Source organism: Marasmitruncus massiliensis, assembly GCF_900186535.1.
Classification (GTDB): Bacteria; Bacillota; Clostridia; order Oscillospirales; family Ruminococcaceae; genus Anaerotruncus; species Anaerotruncus massiliensis_A.
Genome location: NZ_FYDE01000005.1, coordinates 1288030 through 1303599, shown reverse-complemented (window position 1 = coordinate 1303599; position 15570 = coordinate 1288030). Strand labels below are relative to the sequence as shown.

General features: G+C 48.0%; 18 protein-coding genes and 1 riboswitch. Of the genes, 7 read left to right on the top strand and 11 right to left on the bottom strand.

The features are described 5' to 3' along the window. Positions 1 to 21: 21 nt before the first annotated feature. The 4 genes from thiT to C1A10_RS14315 form a co-directional block, all read right to left on the bottom strand. The gene (gene thiT, locus C1A10_RS14330) at positions 22 to 597 is read right to left on the bottom strand and encodes an energy-coupled thiamine transporter ThiT (protein WP_101910900.1); all 576 of its coding nucleotides are present in this window, start codon (positions 595 to 597) and stop codon (positions 22 to 24) included. 56 nt (positions 598 to 653) lie between these two features. Then, positions 654 to 766: riboswitch (TPP riboswitch) on the bottom strand. Between the two features lie 104 nt (positions 767 to 870). After that, positions 871 to 2148 carry a hypothetical protein gene (locus C1A10_RS14325; RefSeq protein WP_101909601.1) on the bottom strand — a complete coding sequence of 426 codons (1278 nt, stop codon included), beginning with the start codon at positions 2146 to 2148 and terminating at the stop codon, positions 871 to 873. A gap of 294 nt (positions 2149 to 2442) precedes the next feature. After that, on the bottom strand, positions 2443 to 3642 hold the full coding sequence (locus C1A10_RS14320) for a hypothetical protein (protein ID WP_101910899.1): 1200 nt from the start codon (positions 3640 to 3642) through the stop codon (positions 2443 to 2445). 129 nt (positions 3643 to 3771) lie between these two features. Then, entirely contained in the window at positions 3772 to 4941 is a 1170-nt protein-coding gene (locus C1A10_RS14315; RefSeq protein WP_101910898.1) for a hypothetical protein, read from the bottom strand. A 270-nt stretch (positions 4942 to 5211) separates the two neighbouring features. On the opposite strand from C1A10_RS14315, the gene C1A10_RS14310 reads away from it, so the two are divergent. The 3 genes from C1A10_RS14310 to C1A10_RS14305 all read left to right on the top strand — a co-directional run bounded on the left by C1A10_RS14310 (position 5212) and on the right by C1A10_RS14305 (position 6705). Then, the gene (locus C1A10_RS14310) at positions 5212 to 5892 is read left to right on the top strand and encodes a TIGR00266 family protein (RefSeq protein WP_101910897.1); all 681 of its coding nucleotides are present in this window, start codon (positions 5212 to 5214) and stop codon (positions 5890 to 5892) included. Positions 5893 to 6016: 124 nt separating this feature from the next. Continuing rightward, entirely contained in the window at positions 6017 to 6151 is a 135-nt protein-coding gene (locus C1A10_RS18865) for a hypothetical protein (RefSeq protein WP_278309131.1), read from the top strand. 125 nt (positions 6152 to 6276) lie between these two features. Next, on the top strand, positions 6277 to 6705 hold the full coding sequence (locus C1A10_RS14305) for a bacteriohemerythrin (protein WP_180951152.1): 429 nt from the start codon (positions 6277 to 6279) through the stop codon (positions 6703 to 6705). A 42-nt stretch (positions 6706 to 6747) separates the two neighbouring features. Here C1A10_RS14305 and crcB read toward each other — a convergent pair whose 3' ends face one another. Further along, positions 6748 to 7134 (bottom strand): fluoride efflux transporter CrcB, encoded by a 387-nt coding sequence (gene crcB, locus C1A10_RS14300; RefSeq protein ID WP_101910895.1) that lies wholly within the window; start codon positions 7132 to 7134, stop codon positions 6748 to 6750. A 146-nt stretch (positions 7135 to 7280) separates the two neighbouring features. Here crcB and C1A10_RS18560 point away from each other — a divergent pair, with 146 nt between their 5' ends. From C1A10_RS18560 to C1A10_RS14290, 3 genes are all read left to right on the top strand, one after another. Next, positions 7281 to 7436 carry a hypothetical protein gene (locus C1A10_RS18560; RefSeq protein WP_180951151.1) on the top strand — a complete coding sequence of 52 codons (156 nt, stop codon included), beginning with the start codon at positions 7281 to 7283 and terminating at the stop codon, positions 7434 to 7436. Between the two features lie 124 nt (positions 7437 to 7560). Continuing rightward, positions 7561 to 7989, top strand: a complete 429-nt coding sequence (locus tag C1A10_RS14295; protein WP_101910894.1) for an immunoglobulin-like domain-containing protein — start codon at positions 7561 to 7563, stop codon at positions 7987 to 7989. Between the two features lie 181 nt (positions 7990 to 8170). Beyond that, positions 8171 to 10144: a methyl-accepting chemotaxis protein gene (locus C1A10_RS14290; protein ID WP_180951150.1), complete on the top strand. Its 1974-nt coding sequence runs from the start codon at positions 8171 to 8173 to the stop codon at positions 10142 to 10144. A gap of 77 nt (positions 10145 to 10221) precedes the next feature. Here the strand turns inward: C1A10_RS14290 and C1A10_RS14285 are convergent, their stop codons facing one another. The 5 genes from C1A10_RS14285 to C1A10_RS14265 form a co-directional block, all read right to left on the bottom strand. Next, entirely contained in the window at positions 10222 to 11256 is a 1035-nt protein-coding gene (locus C1A10_RS14285) for a threonine aldolase family protein (protein ID WP_101910892.1), read from the bottom strand. Between the two features lie 74 nt (positions 11257 to 11330). Further along, positions 11331 to 12158, bottom strand: a complete 828-nt coding sequence (locus C1A10_RS14280) for a magnesium transporter CorA family protein (RefSeq protein ID WP_101910891.1) — start codon at positions 12156 to 12158, stop codon at positions 11331 to 11333. A gap of 184 nt (positions 12159 to 12342) precedes the next feature. Then, positions 12343 to 12687: a phenylpyruvate tautomerase MIF-related protein gene (locus tag C1A10_RS14275; protein ID WP_101910890.1), complete on the bottom strand. Its 345-nt coding sequence runs from the start codon at positions 12685 to 12687 to the stop codon at positions 12343 to 12345. A 12-nt stretch (positions 12688 to 12699) separates the two neighbouring features. After that, on the bottom strand, positions 12700 to 13230 hold the full coding sequence (gene thpR, locus C1A10_RS14270; protein ID WP_180951149.1) for an RNA 2',3'-cyclic phosphodiesterase: 531 nt from the start codon (positions 13228 to 13230) through the stop codon (positions 12700 to 12702). 31 nt (positions 13231 to 13261) lie between these two features. Beyond that, positions 13262 to 14158: an ABC transporter substrate-binding protein gene (locus C1A10_RS14265; protein WP_180951148.1), complete on the bottom strand. Its 897-nt coding sequence runs from the start codon at positions 14156 to 14158 to the stop codon at positions 13262 to 13264. A 247-nt stretch (positions 14159 to 14405) separates the two neighbouring features. Between C1A10_RS14265 and C1A10_RS18995 the strand changes: the two genes are divergently transcribed. Then, on the top strand, positions 14406 to 14651 hold the full coding sequence (locus C1A10_RS18995) for a PF20097 family protein (protein WP_101910887.1): 246 nt from the start codon (positions 14406 to 14408) through the stop codon (positions 14649 to 14651). 511 nt (positions 14652 to 15162) lie between these two features. Here C1A10_RS18995 and C1A10_RS14250 read toward each other — a convergent pair. Continuing rightward, entirely contained in the window at positions 15163 to 15558 is a 396-nt protein-coding gene (locus tag C1A10_RS14250) for a hypothetical protein (protein WP_101910885.1), read from the bottom strand. Positions 15559 to 15570: the final 12 nt, after the last annotated feature.

Here is a 15570-nt window from a genome sequence, read left to right as displayed (position 1 = left end):
TGTCAGACGGCTTTTTTATAGTTAAGCTTTCTTCAAAGGCTCTGCCGTTAACTTTTCCAGCGGCAAAAATTTCACAAGCACAGCCATTACAACGGTAGTCGTGATCATCTCTCCAATCATGATGGAACCGTTCACGCCGAGCGAATAGATCCAAACCGGTGTGCCTTCCGGCGCGTAAACGCCCCAGATCAGAATGCCGGACAGAAAACTGCAAAAGAACCTGCCGAAGATGACGGCCAAGGTTGCAATGGAAGCCCCCAAAACTTTATTCGCTTTAAAGCGGCGTGCCACCAGGCCTGCGCAACCCAAAACGCCAAATGCCAACACATAATCCAGCAGAACAACCAGCACAAAGGAAAGCAAATCCTGTGTGGGCGGCGCATAAAAGCCCTCCACCATCTGTACAAGCGAATAGACAAAAGAGGTAAACAGCGCCCATTTCGTGGGATACATGAGCGCGATCAGGATAATCGGCGCCATACTTGCGGGGGTAATCGAACCTCCGTTTGGCAGATGGAACAGCTTAATCATCGAAAGCACCAGGGCCAGCGCAATCATCAAGGCGCTGTGAGTCAGTTTACGGGTAGTTGTGTTCATTGTTCATCCTCCTCGTTGTTTTCACAAAAAAACGCCACAGATAATCCCTGCGGCGTAAAAGGAGCATGCAAAGTCTTCCTACGCTGGCATTACCCAGATCAGGTCAAGGGTCTGCACAGGAACATGTGCATTCTCAGCCGGCTTTCCGCCAGCTCCCCTATATGGCGCTGTTTTGTTTTCGATGTTATTATACGACTTTCCGGGTAATTTGTAAAGCATCGGGTACAACAAAAACGGCCGCCCGAAGGCGGCCGTTTTTAAAGAAGAAAGATCTTACTTGGAGAGCTTTTTGCAGACAACGGTGCCGGCAGCAGCCAGGGAAGCGATCGCAGCCATAACAGCGGCGTTGATCATGTCGCTTGCACCGGTGGTCGGGTTGCCTTTGCCATCATCGGTCTCATCCACATCGCTGGAGGTGTCATCATCATCGACATCGGCGTTCTCAATGACAGTGCCGTCTTTGATCAGCTTGTTGGTGACAAGGAAGGTGTCCAGCGTGTTGGTGCGGAAGTTGAGGGTTTCGTCATCCTCATTGTAGGTTGCGTTCAGTCTGTACAGTTTGCCGTCCGCATAGCGGTAGGTGTACATATTGTCGAACTCGTCAACAATGTCTTCCACATCCAGCGCAACTGTACCGGTTGCCGCGAAGGAGGGTTTGCCGGCAAATTTGTAGAATTTGAAATCCTGGTCAGGGAACTGAGCCATGATCTCTTTGACGCCCGCGTTGGAGGAAACCATGTTTTTGGTTTCTTCGTCGGTGACGTTAACAGTGAACTTCCAGGACGGGCCGGAGAGGGTCACGTTCTTGTAATCGTTGATCTCTGCGATCTTCTCGAACTGGTCTTCGGTGATAACCGGGTTGTTGTTGTCGATCTCGACTTCATCGCCCTTGTCCAGCCCCTTGATGTAGTCGCTGTTCGCTTCGGTGTAGCCGTAGGAGAATTTAACCTGCTGGGTGAAGAGGGACAGGTTATCGGATTTCTTCACGAGCTTGATGTTGTACTTGAGCTCAATTTCTTCAATCGGAGTGCCGTCTTTGGGTTCCACATACAGGTAGTAGGTGCCTTTGTAATCGTCAATTTTGAAGGTCTCGGCACTCTTGGAAGATACTCTGGTGTAAGAGAATTTGTAGGTCTCCAGCAGCTTGTCGGTAATCGCAACCTTCTGGCCGCCAATGGTTACATAAGCGGGGAACTTGTACTCTGTGCCAGGCTCAAGAATCGTTTCACCCAGGATTGCGCCGTCTTCGTCAGCGTCAAACTGGAATGCGGTCGGATCACCCACAGGGGTTTCCGCTTCGGAAGAAGAAGCCTCAGAGGAAGATGCCTCGGAAGAGGATGCTTCAGAAGAAGAAACCTCGGAAGAGGAAGCCTCAGAGGAAGATGCCTCGGAAGAGGAAACTTCAGAAGAGGAAGCCTCAGAGGAAGACGCTTCGGAAGAAGAGACCTCAGAAGAGGAAGCTTCGGAAGAGGAGACGTCTTCAGCCAGAGCAGTCACGCCAAGGGAAAGCGCGGTGGTGGTCGCGAGCAACATTGCAATCGCTTTTTTCATGTTTTAAATCCTCCTGAAAAATAATCATTTCCGTCCTGTTTCGTCACACGAACAGCTTGGAATGAGCCAAGTATATGGGAGATACCCTGCTTTTTCAAGAGGTTTTTGTTACCAAATTGTAATAATTGTAGTCCTATATTCACATATAATCATTTCAATTTGATTAAAAAATTGTACAAAACATAAATTTTCAAGATATTGGAGTCCTCTTCTTCCATCCCTTTGTAATATTCCTGCCATTTCTGGGCATGCAAAAACCGCCGGCTAAAAAGCCGGCGGTCTGTTACCAAGTACCTATTTACGTTTCTTCATTCGGACGATCACGCCAAGTGAAACTGCTGCCGCACAGATTGCCGCGCCCACCAGATCGGAAGAGCCAGTGGAGGGGGCTGGTGTTGGGGCCGGGTTCGGATTCTGGACCGTAGGAGTCTCCGGCACAATCTCATCGGTCGGTTCTTCCCAATCCGTACCGCTTGTGTCCAGTTCCGTGTCGGAAAGCACATAGTTGCTTAAAGTACGCACTTTGATCTGCCATCCATCAGTACCGGTCTCCGTATCATCACCGTCCACATACTGGAAACGGTCTGTGACATCCGTCAGTTCACCGTCATCCACTTCGTAGATAAACACATCATACGGGTCGACCTCATAATCGTCGTCGTCTTCCTGACTCCAGGGATTATAGAGTGTCAGCGTAGCGCGGGATGTGGAATCAACGGAAGGGCTTCCCACAAAGGTGCGGAAAAACAGGTCGGCATCAGCAGGGTCCCCATAATCGCGGTAGATCTGCGCGTTGGATTTCGTAGACAGCTTCGCATAAAATTTGTCCGCGTCATCATTTGCTTCAAATTTCAGCGAGGCGACATCATAATTTCCGCCCCATGTAATGGTATTGGTCTCATTGGAAACAGGATTGAACACAACGCCTTCCCCGACTTCAAAATCGGCGTCTTCCCCGTCTTCCACATCGTTGTTCACCCAAAGCTCAAAGCGGATATTCACGCGGTCGCCGCTGTCCCATTTTCCATCTTCAGTTCTTTTTGCTTTGAAATAAACGTCAAAGGTCAGCTTTTTATCCTCCGTCATGGCGGATTCCTTCAGCGAAACCTTGATATAATCATTTCTTTCCGTTTCGCCGTCGAACTTTTTATTGACGAAGGACACCGAATCGAGCAGCTTGCCGTTTTCATCGCGGTCCAGCTTAAAAGAGAAATTATCGTTATCGGTAACGTCCCCAACGGTGGCATCTGTCAAACCGCTCACTGGTTCTGTGTCAGCTGGCAGTTTCACATAATACTCTTTCCCGGGCACTACATAATCGGCTGTAATTTTACCGCCGGACGCCTCAAAATCGCCGACAGGGTCGCCGTCATCGTCGTAGACTTCAACTGACGTACCAAAAGGCATGTCCACAGTAGTTGCCGCAAGCACACCGAGTGAACTGCCTCCAATCACAAGCACCGCAGCTAAAAGCGTTGCTAAAATCCGTTTCACGCTGCAAACCTCCCTCAAAATGACAGAATAATTGGTAATTTTATTATATCGTCAACAGGAAACAAAGTCAACAGAAACATCCTCCGATATAAAAAACCGCTGCCTTTGTGACAGCGGTTTTCAAAGTTCTTATATTCGCCCGGTGGGGGGATTGGGTTTGGTATTGTTGGTAATCCCCGAGTATCCGGTGTCCGCGGAGCTGCCCGCGAGTTCCACCGTTTCGGGACGCGTCAGAAAAGTGCCGCTGACGCCGTCAGCTGTATCAAGCGGCACGTCTGAAATGACGTAGCTGCCCAGCATTCGGGTCTTGAGCCGCCAGCCGTCCACTTCGTTGCCGTCCTCATCCGTGTCCAGATAGGTAAACAGGCTGGTTACGTCTGCCAGCTCTCCCTCCGCGTCCTTGGTGTAGATGTGGCAGCTTTCAGGGTTTACCTTTACGTTATCCTCCTGTGCGAACGGGTTTAGCAAGGTCAGTGTCGCACGGGATGAGGCAGAAATAGCGGGAGTACCGGAAAAATCACGAAAATAGAGTTCAGCATCCGGATAGCGCTCACAGACCGCGCTGTCTGCTTTCGTGGATAGCTTCGCATAGAATTTCGAAGCATCGTCATCCGCCATGAAAGAAAGTGTCGCAACGCTGTCCCAGTTTACCCCGTTTTTCTCATTGGAAACGGGATGGTAAACAAACTGTTCGCCGGGGTCGGCATCATAATCGTCCCCGCTTTTTACCGGAGGGCTGATCCAAAGGTTCAAGTTCACTGCGGCATAATCTCCTTCTTCCCACCCATTTACGGCATCGTCCTCTTTCGCAGTAAAGGTCAGGCTCAGCTCTGCTTTTTGTTCTTCGGTCAGATCGCTGGGCGCAATGACAATTTTAACCCAGCCGCAGCGGGTACCGTTTGCATCCTTTTTCTCACCGACCTGGGAGACCTCTTTTACAAGCCCCCGCCCGTCGCCGTCTTTTTTCACTTTCAGTTTAAAAAGATCCTTGTCCGCCAGAGGATTGCCGTCACCAACCGGAACTCCGGGGCCCTCGCCCGAAGCTTTCAAAAGGACCGCACCGTTCAATTTCAGATAGACTGTCTGGTCAGGTTCGAAACCCTCCAGCGAGCCCCCATTGTATACCGTTCCGCTGATCGGCATGCCATCCTCATCGTAAGCGGCGCCCACACCGGTACCCGCATCGATTAATACGGAGCCGGGACTTGGGTCACCAGGGCTTGGGGCAGCAAAAACGCCGGCAGACAGGCAGCTCAGTATAACCAACCCCGCAGCCGCCAGCGATAATAATTTTTTCATCTGGATTCCTCCTCCGAGAAACGCGAAGGGATAATGAATCCGGGTCATCTCCCTGTTCCTGTTTCTATTATATCCTGAACCCTGTCAGAAAGTCAATGGATTTTGTAACAGTTTTGTCATAATTTGTTACCGTTTTGTCATAATATTTCAAATAACTGGAATTTATGAGTGTTCTGTTTCCTATGGTCCTTTTTTGGTATTGACAAATATTTTCCATTGCTTTACGCTGGAAAAGGCAGTTTCATAATCAGATAAAGAGGAGGTTTTTATATGAAGTACAAAATCGAGGGGCATCCGCTGCCGGTGGTGATCTGCGAATTGGAAAATGGGGAATCCATGATTACAGAACGCGGCTCCATGAGCTGGATGAGCCCCAACATGAAGATGGAGACAACCAGCAATGGCGGCGTCGGAAAGGCGCTGGGCAGAATGTTTGCAGGCGAGGCACTGTTCCAAAACCGTTATACAGCGCAGGGCGGCAGCGGCATGATCGCTTTTGCATCCAGTTTTCCGGGTTCCATTATGCCGCTCGATATCACCCCGGGGAACAGTATGGTCGTTCAGAAATCCGGATTTCTTGCTTCTGAAACCGGTGTAGAGCTCTCGGTCTTTTTCCAGAAAAAGATCAGTTCTGGTTTTTTCGGCGGCGAGGGCTTTATTATGCAGAAGCTGTCCGGAAACGGCACCGCATTTCTCGAAATTGACGGCCATGCGGTGCAATATGACTTGGCGGCCGGACAGTCGATGGTGGTCGACACAGGATATCTGGCAGCCATGAGCGAAACCTGCTCGATCGAAATTGTAACGGTTCCGGGTGTAAAAAATATGCTGTTCGGAGGCGAAGGCATTTTCAACACACTGGTAAATGGACCTGGCAGAATCATTCTTCAAACCCTGCCCATCAGTTCGGTGGCGGGCGCCCTCAGACCTTATTTCCCCGCCTCAAAATAGCAAAGCTGACAACCGGCTTGATACTGAGTACCAAAAAGGCGTTTTCCTGTAAAAGGATGCGCCTTTTTTGATTGTTTTCGAATGTTTGAAGCGGCTTATGCCATCCTATGAGTGAGGTGATTTTATGCCAAAAGACAGTCAGCCCGATAAAAAAGAAGACCGCATGAAAAAATGCAATGGACAAACACCGCTGACCCGTGAAAACCAAAATCATAATCCGAATCCCAAAAAGCAGTCTGTCAAAAGGAACGATGTATAAGACCGGTCCGTCCCTGTGGGGCGGACCTTTTTCATATCATACCAGTTACATAAGAATTTTCTTTACAAAGCCCCGGTTACTGCTTAAAATAGAATATATACTCAATAGGATTCGAGGTGATTCAGGTGATATTTCGGTGGGACAGACGGCTGGAAACCGGCATCGCGTTAATCGATGCCCAGCACCGGCAGTTCATGGAAGAAGCAAATTCCTTTCTTATCCAATACAAGTTTGGGTATGAAGCAAATTCTTTTCGAAAGTATCTGGAATTTTTACAGCACTTTGTCCAGTCACACTTTCCTGCTGAAGAAGCCTATCAGGTAAAATGCACTTATCCCAAATACCGGGTCCATCAGTCGACACATCAGTATCTGGCCACAAAACTCAAATTTGTTACGGTGAAAATGCAGGAATGCAACTACTGCAAGCAGGAATATGATCTATTTTATGAGTTTATGAATGAATGGATTCAAAAGCATGTTCTGCAGGATGACTTGGACTTTTGTCAGTATTTCCGGCAATCTCAGGAAAAACCCGGGAACGGGCAGCATTGAGGCGCTTGTCCGCTCCCGGGTTCTTGGTTTGAGTTTCATTACTTACCGCATGCCGCCTGTCACATTGGCGAACGCCCTGCCTGCAAGTGCGCCAAGAACACAGCAGCCCGCGCTGGCCGCAACGTTCAGGCAAGCGATTCCCGCGCTTCCCTTTTGGAAAAGGTCTGCTGTCTCAAGGCTGAATGTTGAAAAGGTGGTGAAGCCACCCAAAATCCCGGTCGTCATAAACAGCCGCAGCATTCTATGGTTCGGATAAAACAGCGCCAGCCATTGAGATAAAAAACCGATGAAAAATGAGCCAAGCAGATTGATTGCAAACGTTGCAACCGGCAACTGCCCCGTATATAATTTCGAGATGCCTTCCGCGCATAAATACCTCAGCGATGCCCCAATAAAACCGCCGCAGCCTACGGCCAAAACAGATCCCATTATAATCCCCCTTTATGAAACAAATTATATCATTTTTCTGCAAAAAAGAAAGTCTTTAAAAAAGTGTTCATCAAATCTGTACATATTATATAATTTTACATCTAATATACTTTATGTTATAATGGATTTAGAAAGGAGGCATCGAGTTGAGGAATCAAAAAAGAATTGATGTTTTGAAAAGTAAACTCGCAATTTATGCAAACGGGCTTGCCCGGGCAAAGGAAAAAGGGAACGTCTCTGAAATCTGTGAATGGATGGAACATATGAGGAATGTGCGAAAAGAAATAGAATCGCTTCAATAGAGAGTTCCTGAGGCGGCGCAGATTATTATTCATGTAAACTCCGAATTTTGCAGAATCTGCCATGCAATAAACTGGTTCTTCTATCGCACTTTTAGTAGGAAATCAGTTTTAAAGGAGGCTTCTCATGAAAAAGTTTATGACACTCTGTTTAGCAATTCTATTTGTTTTCACCTTATTTTCCGGGTGCGAATCCCCGCAGAAATCTACTTATCAGCCGGAAATTGCAGTTCAGCAGGAGGGATTTTCAATCGCTACGGAACTGCAGTCCTACCCCAAGGATACAAAAACCATCAACTTGCTGATCACAAACGACTCAGACAACGAATATTATTACGGCTACCAGTATTCCATTGAAATGAAAAAAGGCGAAGACTGGTATGTGGTTCCTTTAAAGGAAGAACAGTTTTTTATCGAGATTGCGGTCAGCCTGCCGCCGCATACTACGCAAACCTACCCCCTGTCGCTGGAGAACTTTGCGAGTACGCCGAAGCCCGGACGTTACCGGGTTGTTTTCAACCAGAACTATCTTGCCGAATTTGATATTACAGACTAAATGTTTTCCTATAAGAGACAGCGGAATTTGCCCCGCTGTCTTTTTATATCCACCGGCAAAACAAATTTACGGATACTTCGTCCAAACGGCACGACTTTACCTCTTATTTACATGAATTATACAGACGAAAAACGTTTGCATGCTATTCTTTTTCCAACAAAATGTAAAGAGGACGGTGCATATGAAGCCATCCATTCGGTCTCATATTCAAAAAGCAATTGTTGCAAACGCTGTTATAACAGGTATTTTCATTACGGCCGTAGCCTGTTTTATGATTACGCGCTTTACGGTCGCAAACCATGAAACGCTGATGAACAGTCTTGCCGCTTCCTATTCCATGAGCATTACCGAAGCGGTCTCCACCCTGAAAGATCAAATCCGCAAGGTCGCCGCGAACGATCAGGTATGCGGCGGCAACATACCGCAGGAGGACCGGAAGGCTTACTTAAAGGCACAAACCCACGACACTGTTTTTCAATGGTTCTCTGTCAGTGATAAAAGCGGAGCCGCTTACGACGGCATGCAGATTGGGGATACCGATTATTTTCAGAACGCAATTCAGGGCATTGCCTATCTGTCCGCGCCGATACAGGCGGATGGCGGGACTCCCGTCATCATGGCCGGTTCGGAGATCACCGCCATGGGGCCTACCGGGATTGTGTTCGGCGCAATTGATGGCAGTTACTTCAGCAAATACACAGACAAGATCACACTGGGTAAAACGGGGTTCGGATTCCTGATCGACAAAAACGGAACAATTGTCGCCCACCCTGATCAAGCCCGGATCGGCCTCACCGCAAATCTGCCCGAGAGCGCGGACAGCCGGGAGCGCGACGGGCTTGCCGCTGTTTTATCTGAAATGGCGGCCGGAAAAACCGGAGCCGGGTTCTTTTGGGAAAACGGGGTTCAAAAGATGATTTCGTATTGCCCGGTGGAGGGAGACGAAGGCTGGTCGCTTGCAGTTTGCCAGGATTACAGCGAGGTCGTAGCCGCCAGCCGTCAAACGATCTGGGTTTCGGTTGCGGTGCTTATCGGAGCGATTGCGGTCTCCTTCCTGTTTGCCATGCTGACGGCAAATTCCATCTCGCGCCCGATTGCGGGTGCGGTTGCAAGGCTGGATCTTTTGGCAAAAGGCGACCTGCATTCTGCCGTTCCCACCAAAGCATCCAATCGGGAAGCAGCGGCACTGCTCGGCGCCCTGCAAACCACGGTCTTTTCCCTGAAATCCTATGTTTCAGAAATTGACACCCTGCTCATGCAGCTTGCCGGCGGAAATCTGGACATCCGCCCCGAGCAGGAATACTGCGGGGACTTTGCCCCCATACGCAGTTCGCTGGAAACGATCATCCGATCGCTGTCAGATACCTTCCGGCAGATCCAGAACGCTTCTTTCAGCGTCAGCCAGTCCTCCCGCCAGGTATCAGCCGGTTCGCTGCAAATATCGGATCGGTCTTCCACGGAAGCGCAGACAATCGAGCAGCTTGGTTCTATGGTTGCCTCCATTACCGACAAAATCGGCCAGAACACGCTGAGCACTCAGCAGTCCGTGGAGCTGTTCTCCCGGATGAAAAACTGTGTCGGCGCGGTTGAAGCAAGCATGCAGAAGCTGCTGACTTCTTTTTCGGACATTGAAGCCGGCAGTGCAAAAATACAGAGCATCACACATGTGATCGACGAAATGGCATTCCAGACAAAAATCCTCGCGCTGAACGCTTCGGTGGAGGCGGCCTGCGCCGGTGCCGCCGGCAAGGGGTTTGCCGTCGTCGCCAATGAGGTGCGCAGCCTTGCCTATAAAAGCGCACAGGCGGCCCAGGATACGGAAACGCTGATTTCCGGCTCCGGCCAATCCATCCGCAGCGGCCGGCAATATGCGCAAAAAGCCGCGCAGGTGCTTGACAATCTGATTCAAATGGTGGAACAGGTCACCGGTATCGTCTATCAAATCTCCGACGCTTCTCAAAATCAGGAACAATCCGCCGCACAGATTCAGGCAGGTGTCGGCAGAATTGCTGAAACGGTCCAGTCCAACACTGCCTTCGCGGAAGAATGCGCGGCCGCAAGCCAAAGCCTCACGGAACAGGCCGCCGTGCTGGCTGAACGAATGCACCAATTCCAATTTGCTTATCAGGAATCGGTTTGTGCCGATGAATCATGAAACAACAGCGGATGGCGTTTTCGCCATCCGCTGTTGTCATAATACTGTCAGAACCAGCCGCTCTCAATAAAACCCATTTAGGAATTTTCAATCTCTGCGGCCAGCCTCCGGACATCCGCCTCATTTGTCGCCCAGCTTGTGCAGAACCGCACCGCGCTGTGCCGGTCATCTATTTTCTGCCAGAAAGAATATTCATAACGCTCGCCAAGCTTTTTCAGCACGCTGTCCGGCATAATTGGGAACTGCTGATTCGTGGGCGACGGCGTTAAAAACGTATAGCCCTTTTTCACGCAGGCTTCGCGAATCAGCGCCGCCATTTTATTCGCATGGTTTGCCAGTTCAAAATAGAGATCATTTTCAAACAAAGCCAGAAACTGCAGGCCAAGCAGTCTGCCTTTTGCAAGCAGACCGCCTTTCTGTTTGATGATATAGCGGAAGTCTTCTTTCAAAGCATCGTTGCATAGAACAAGCGCTTCGCCAAATAAAGCGCCGATCTTGGTTCCGCCGATATAAAATGCATCGCAAAGCTGTGCAAAATCCGGCAGGCGGAGGTCGTTGCCCCCGGCGCAAAGCCCGTAGCCCATGCGGGCGCCGTCCACATAAAGGAAAAGCCTGTTTTTCCGGCAGGTCTCGCTGATTGCGGCCAGTTCAGTTCTGCTGTAAATCGTGCCCACCTCGGTCGGGAAAGACAGATAAACCAGCTTAGGCTGCACCATGTGTTCATGGGTCGCGTCGCCAAAGTGTCCGTCGCAGGCGTCCTGTATCTGTTCGGCCGTCAGCTTTCCATCCGTGCCGGGTAAGGCCAGCAACTTATGCCCGGTCGCCTCGATTGCGCCGCTTTCATGGGTATTGATATGTCCGGAATCAGCGGTAATCACGCCCTGATGGGAACGCAGCGCGGCAGCGAGAACCGTCAGGTTTGTCTGGGTGCCGCCCACCAGAAAGTGCACGTCAATATCCTGCCGCCCGCATTTTTCGCGGATCAAAGCGGCTGCTTTAGAACAATAAGGGTCTTCCCCATATCCCGAAGTCTGTTCCAGATTTGTTTCAGTCAACTTTTTCAGGATACTCGGATGCGCGCCCTCGCTGTAATCACATTGGAACCTTGTCACTGTTATCCTCCTCATTTGAAGCAATTATTATAGCAGGCAGATTGATCTGATACAATGCAGTCATGCATGATCTGTTAAAACCATTTGCGCCGCTTAAAATAGAACAGGCAGAACGTCACAACGGCAATGCTCAGGACAATGACAAACGGATAGCCGTATGGCCAGGAGAACTCTGGCATCCGCAGGTTCATGCCGTACCAGCCCACAAGCAGCGTCAGAGGGAGGAAAACCGCCGTCACGACGGTAAAAATCTTCATAAGGTTGTTCTGCTCAATATCAATTTGCGCCTGATACGCTTCCCTGACCTGTGTGACATAATCGCGCAGATTTAACACATGCGAAAAAAGGCGGTCGATTTTACTGTCCAGTATACGGAAATAGCGCAGATCTTCGAGCGGGATCAGATTGTTTTCATTTTCGGTGAGTCCTTCAAAAATCTGATTGAGCTGTTCGTAATACTTTTTCAGGCGCAGCAGTTCCCTGCGGAACGCGATAATCTCTTCCGCACAGGCGCTTCTGGACGCTTTCAGCAGTTCGTCCTCCGTTTCTGTGATATGTTCCTCCAATTTTTCCAGATGCTCAATATCCCCTTTGAGAAGCTCAAGGAAAAACGAGTAGAGCGTTTTCTCGTTGGTTGCTTTCTCAGTCACCAACGGTTCCACCTGTTTGAAACACCGTTCCCCCTCACAGATGAAGAAAATATAGTCCCTTGTGAAATAGATGATGACCTGAACAGGCTTCGCGTGTTTGTTATGAATATCGTACCAATCGAAGGAAATCAAATCCATTTCCTGGTAGGATTCAAATTTATTGACCTGCCGGTACCGTATATGGGTAAGCGTCCTCTCATCAATATAGGAACTTAGCTGTTCCGTCTGTGTCGAAAGCAAAAGTTTCAGCATCTATAAATCCTTCTTTAAGCTGCATTCTGTTTCAATCTATCCTATGGTTTGGATTCTTCCACAAATTTCTTTTATTATATCATTTTCCCCCCAAATAAACAATGATCATAACGCTTATGTGCAAATGTTTAAAATCCCGGCATTTAAAAATGCCGGGATTTTGAATCAATCAATTTATGCCATATCAAAGGTTGTGGCCGTTCCAGCCCCAGTACGAGACCTCTTCATATTTCACATAGACATGATCAGGACTGATTCCCAATTCCTGATAAAGGATCTCCGTAACAGCGGCAGTCAGCCGGTCGCTGCCATCTCTTCCCGCTTTGCCAAACAGTTTCACTTCTACAAACGCAGTCGGCTGATCTTTTTCCCCTTTGAAATAAAGGGTACGGCTATCCTCAAACGAAAGCATCAGCCAGCTTTCGCTTTTCCCTGGAATCAGTTCAATCGCTTTGCCTAATTTGGATTTGATCACTTCTTCCTTTTCCCCGGAGATCTTCACATTGACTTTTGTCTGGATAAATGGCATCGCTGTTTCCTCCTAATCAAATTGTTTTGCATCTATTTCGGTATAGACCAGACGGCCGTCGATCCGTTCGGACCGCATCAGGCTCATCCTGCGGACCTCCATGGAAAGCGGCGGGACTGACTTTTGGAATACTGCCTCCTCAAAATCTTCCCGCAAAATCACTTCGCGCCCGAGGGTCAGGTGGGGTTGGTACGCCCTCTGTTCAAGCGAAAATCCCGAAAGGGACAGTTCCCTGCAAAGATTGCTTTGCAATGCAATCAGCTGCGGGCTTTTCTGGATGCCTGCCCAGTAAATGCCGGCAGTGCCGCGCTGGAATTTTCCAAGCCCCTGTACTACAAGCGGGAACGGTCTGCTGTTTACTTTTTCCATTGCCTGCAGAATATCTTTCCATCTCGAAGTCTCGCCCAGAAACGCCAATGTCAGATGCAGGTTTTCACGCCGCGTAAAATTTCCCCGCAGGGCGGCGTTTTCCAGTTCGTGAATTGCCTGGCAAAGGCCATCTTTCACAGGGTCGTTCAAAAGAATCGCTACAAACAGCCGCAACTTCTGTCTCTTTCCTTTCATCTGAACAATGTTATTGTTTCCATCCATGATCCTTCATGAAAATATCGGCCACGTCTTCAATTTCCATTTTTTGTCCGTCCACCATATAGTTGTATTTTATCATATCCTGTTCTGTTGCGCAATTTTTCAGCACACTCAGCGCTTCAGCGATTTCCGGATGCCGGGTTAAAGTGTCATTCCTGACCACCGGCGCACAGTAATAGGATGGGAAATAGTGTTTGTCATCTTCCAGAACGACCAGGTCGTACTGATAGAGCAAACCGTCAGTCGTATATACATTTGCAACGTCCATATCGCCCTGATCAAGCGACTGATAGATTAACCCGATATCCATCTGAAGCGTTTTTTTAAACTGATAGCCATACAGATCACACATTGGATAATACCCGTCTTCCCGATCCAAATAGCCATGCTCCGCTCCATAAACCAGGTCCGGTGTGAACTGGGCTAAATCGCTATCGGTTTTGATATTATTTTTTTCCGCAAAATCCTTACGCACCGCGTTCGCGTATGTATTATTAAAACCAAGTGATTCAAGCCATATCAAGTCATACTGTTTTTTATATTCCTCCTTTACAACATTATAAACTTCATCAGGATCGTTAATCAGGTCCATCTTCAGGTAATGGATCAGGGCGCCTCCGGTATATTCCGGGAAAAGGTCGATTTCACCTTTTTGAACCGATTCAAAGCAGACTGCGGGCGCCAAATTAAATTTCCGCTCAATGGTCAGGTCTGTTTTCGTTTCCAGCAGCTGTGCCATGATTTCGCCGGTAAGCAGGCTCTCGGTATAATTTTTCGCCCCGACTATTACCGTACTATCCTTTTTTCCCGAACTGCATCCCGTGATGGGCAAAACTGCCGCCAGAACCAAAAGATATACCAGGCACATTCGAATCCGTTTCATAAAAACACTCCTTTTCCATTCTGTTTTTTCCTTTCTCTTCCAGGTCATAAGAGAAAGCATATATTTAATATAGTATAACACCCTCATTACAGATTGGCAAATTTATGTAATAAAAGCCATCCGGTATTAAATCATTTACGTTTACTATCTGCATAATACTTTGACAATGGCATCATATAAAAAGTATACTTGTCCCATTAAAGATTTCGCTGTAAAATAGTATTCAAATACGAAAGGAGTGCCTGGCATGAAATGTCCGTATTGCGGGGCGGAAATGGAAGCGGGGGTCATCCAAAGCCCCCATGAATTAGCATGGAATGATAAAAAATATTTTGCCGCGAGAGCCCAGTTACATAAAGGATCGATTGTTTTATCTGAGCTTTCTATGCTGAAAGGGTCGGCAATCATTGCTCATTGCTGCCGAAAATGCGAGAAAATCGTTATAGATTACCAAAATGGAATCTGTGACATCAACCGAAAAAACAAATTTTAAGCAGGTCCGTTCCCCTGCTTAAGCAATACAGGCATATTCCATCTATAAATTTCATATTCTGTCTTTGTTTTAGTGAAATTAGCACAATCCAGTCATCTATTGTTGTATAATTTTGCTTATTTTCTTACTGTATACTGATAAAAATTCTAACCTGCATTTTGTTGTGTCACACTGTTCAGCGTGTTATAATTTTAAGCAGGAGTGATAGTATGAATTTTGACTTTACATCTGAAGAATTGATTTTTATATACAGCCACTTTAAAAATGAATTGAGAAAAACAGAGCCGCTTTTCAACGATATCACGTACAGCCGTCAAACGCAGAATCTTGATATTTTAAGGTCAATCGTATCGAAACTTGAGCAGTCGTACCCGACTCTGAAAGCATTGCACCGGTAGCCGCAGTTTCCACGGAACCACTCGCCAGACGAGTGGTTTTTTGCGCACAAATAAGCCCATGCAATCGCTTTCTCTGGCTCTGCATGGGCGTTATCTTTGCCTTGTGCTAGGAATTAAGCATCAACCAGCCTTATGGCGGTATATGATCCCGGATAATTACTGTTTTCCTGGTAAAAAACTGTTATTTTCATGCCAAGCAGGAGGCCGTTTTTTAACCCGCTTTTATCTGCTCCGCCTGTGGAGAACGAATATTCCCCGCCGTCCTCGCCTGTTAAAACAACAAAATTCATCGTTGCATCTTTAACCGTTCCGGTGACTGACAGTTCTGTTTCACTTCCAGCCGCTTGCGATATTTCAGACTCGGCTTCGGGCTGTGTACTGGATTCTTCAGACTGCATTTGCTGCTGGGACTGAACAGCAGATGATGGATTGTTTTCATCGGACTTTTGACAGGCGGTCAAGAAAACTACTGCACATATTACACCGGTAATCAGTGAAAATGTCTTCATAATATCTCCCCT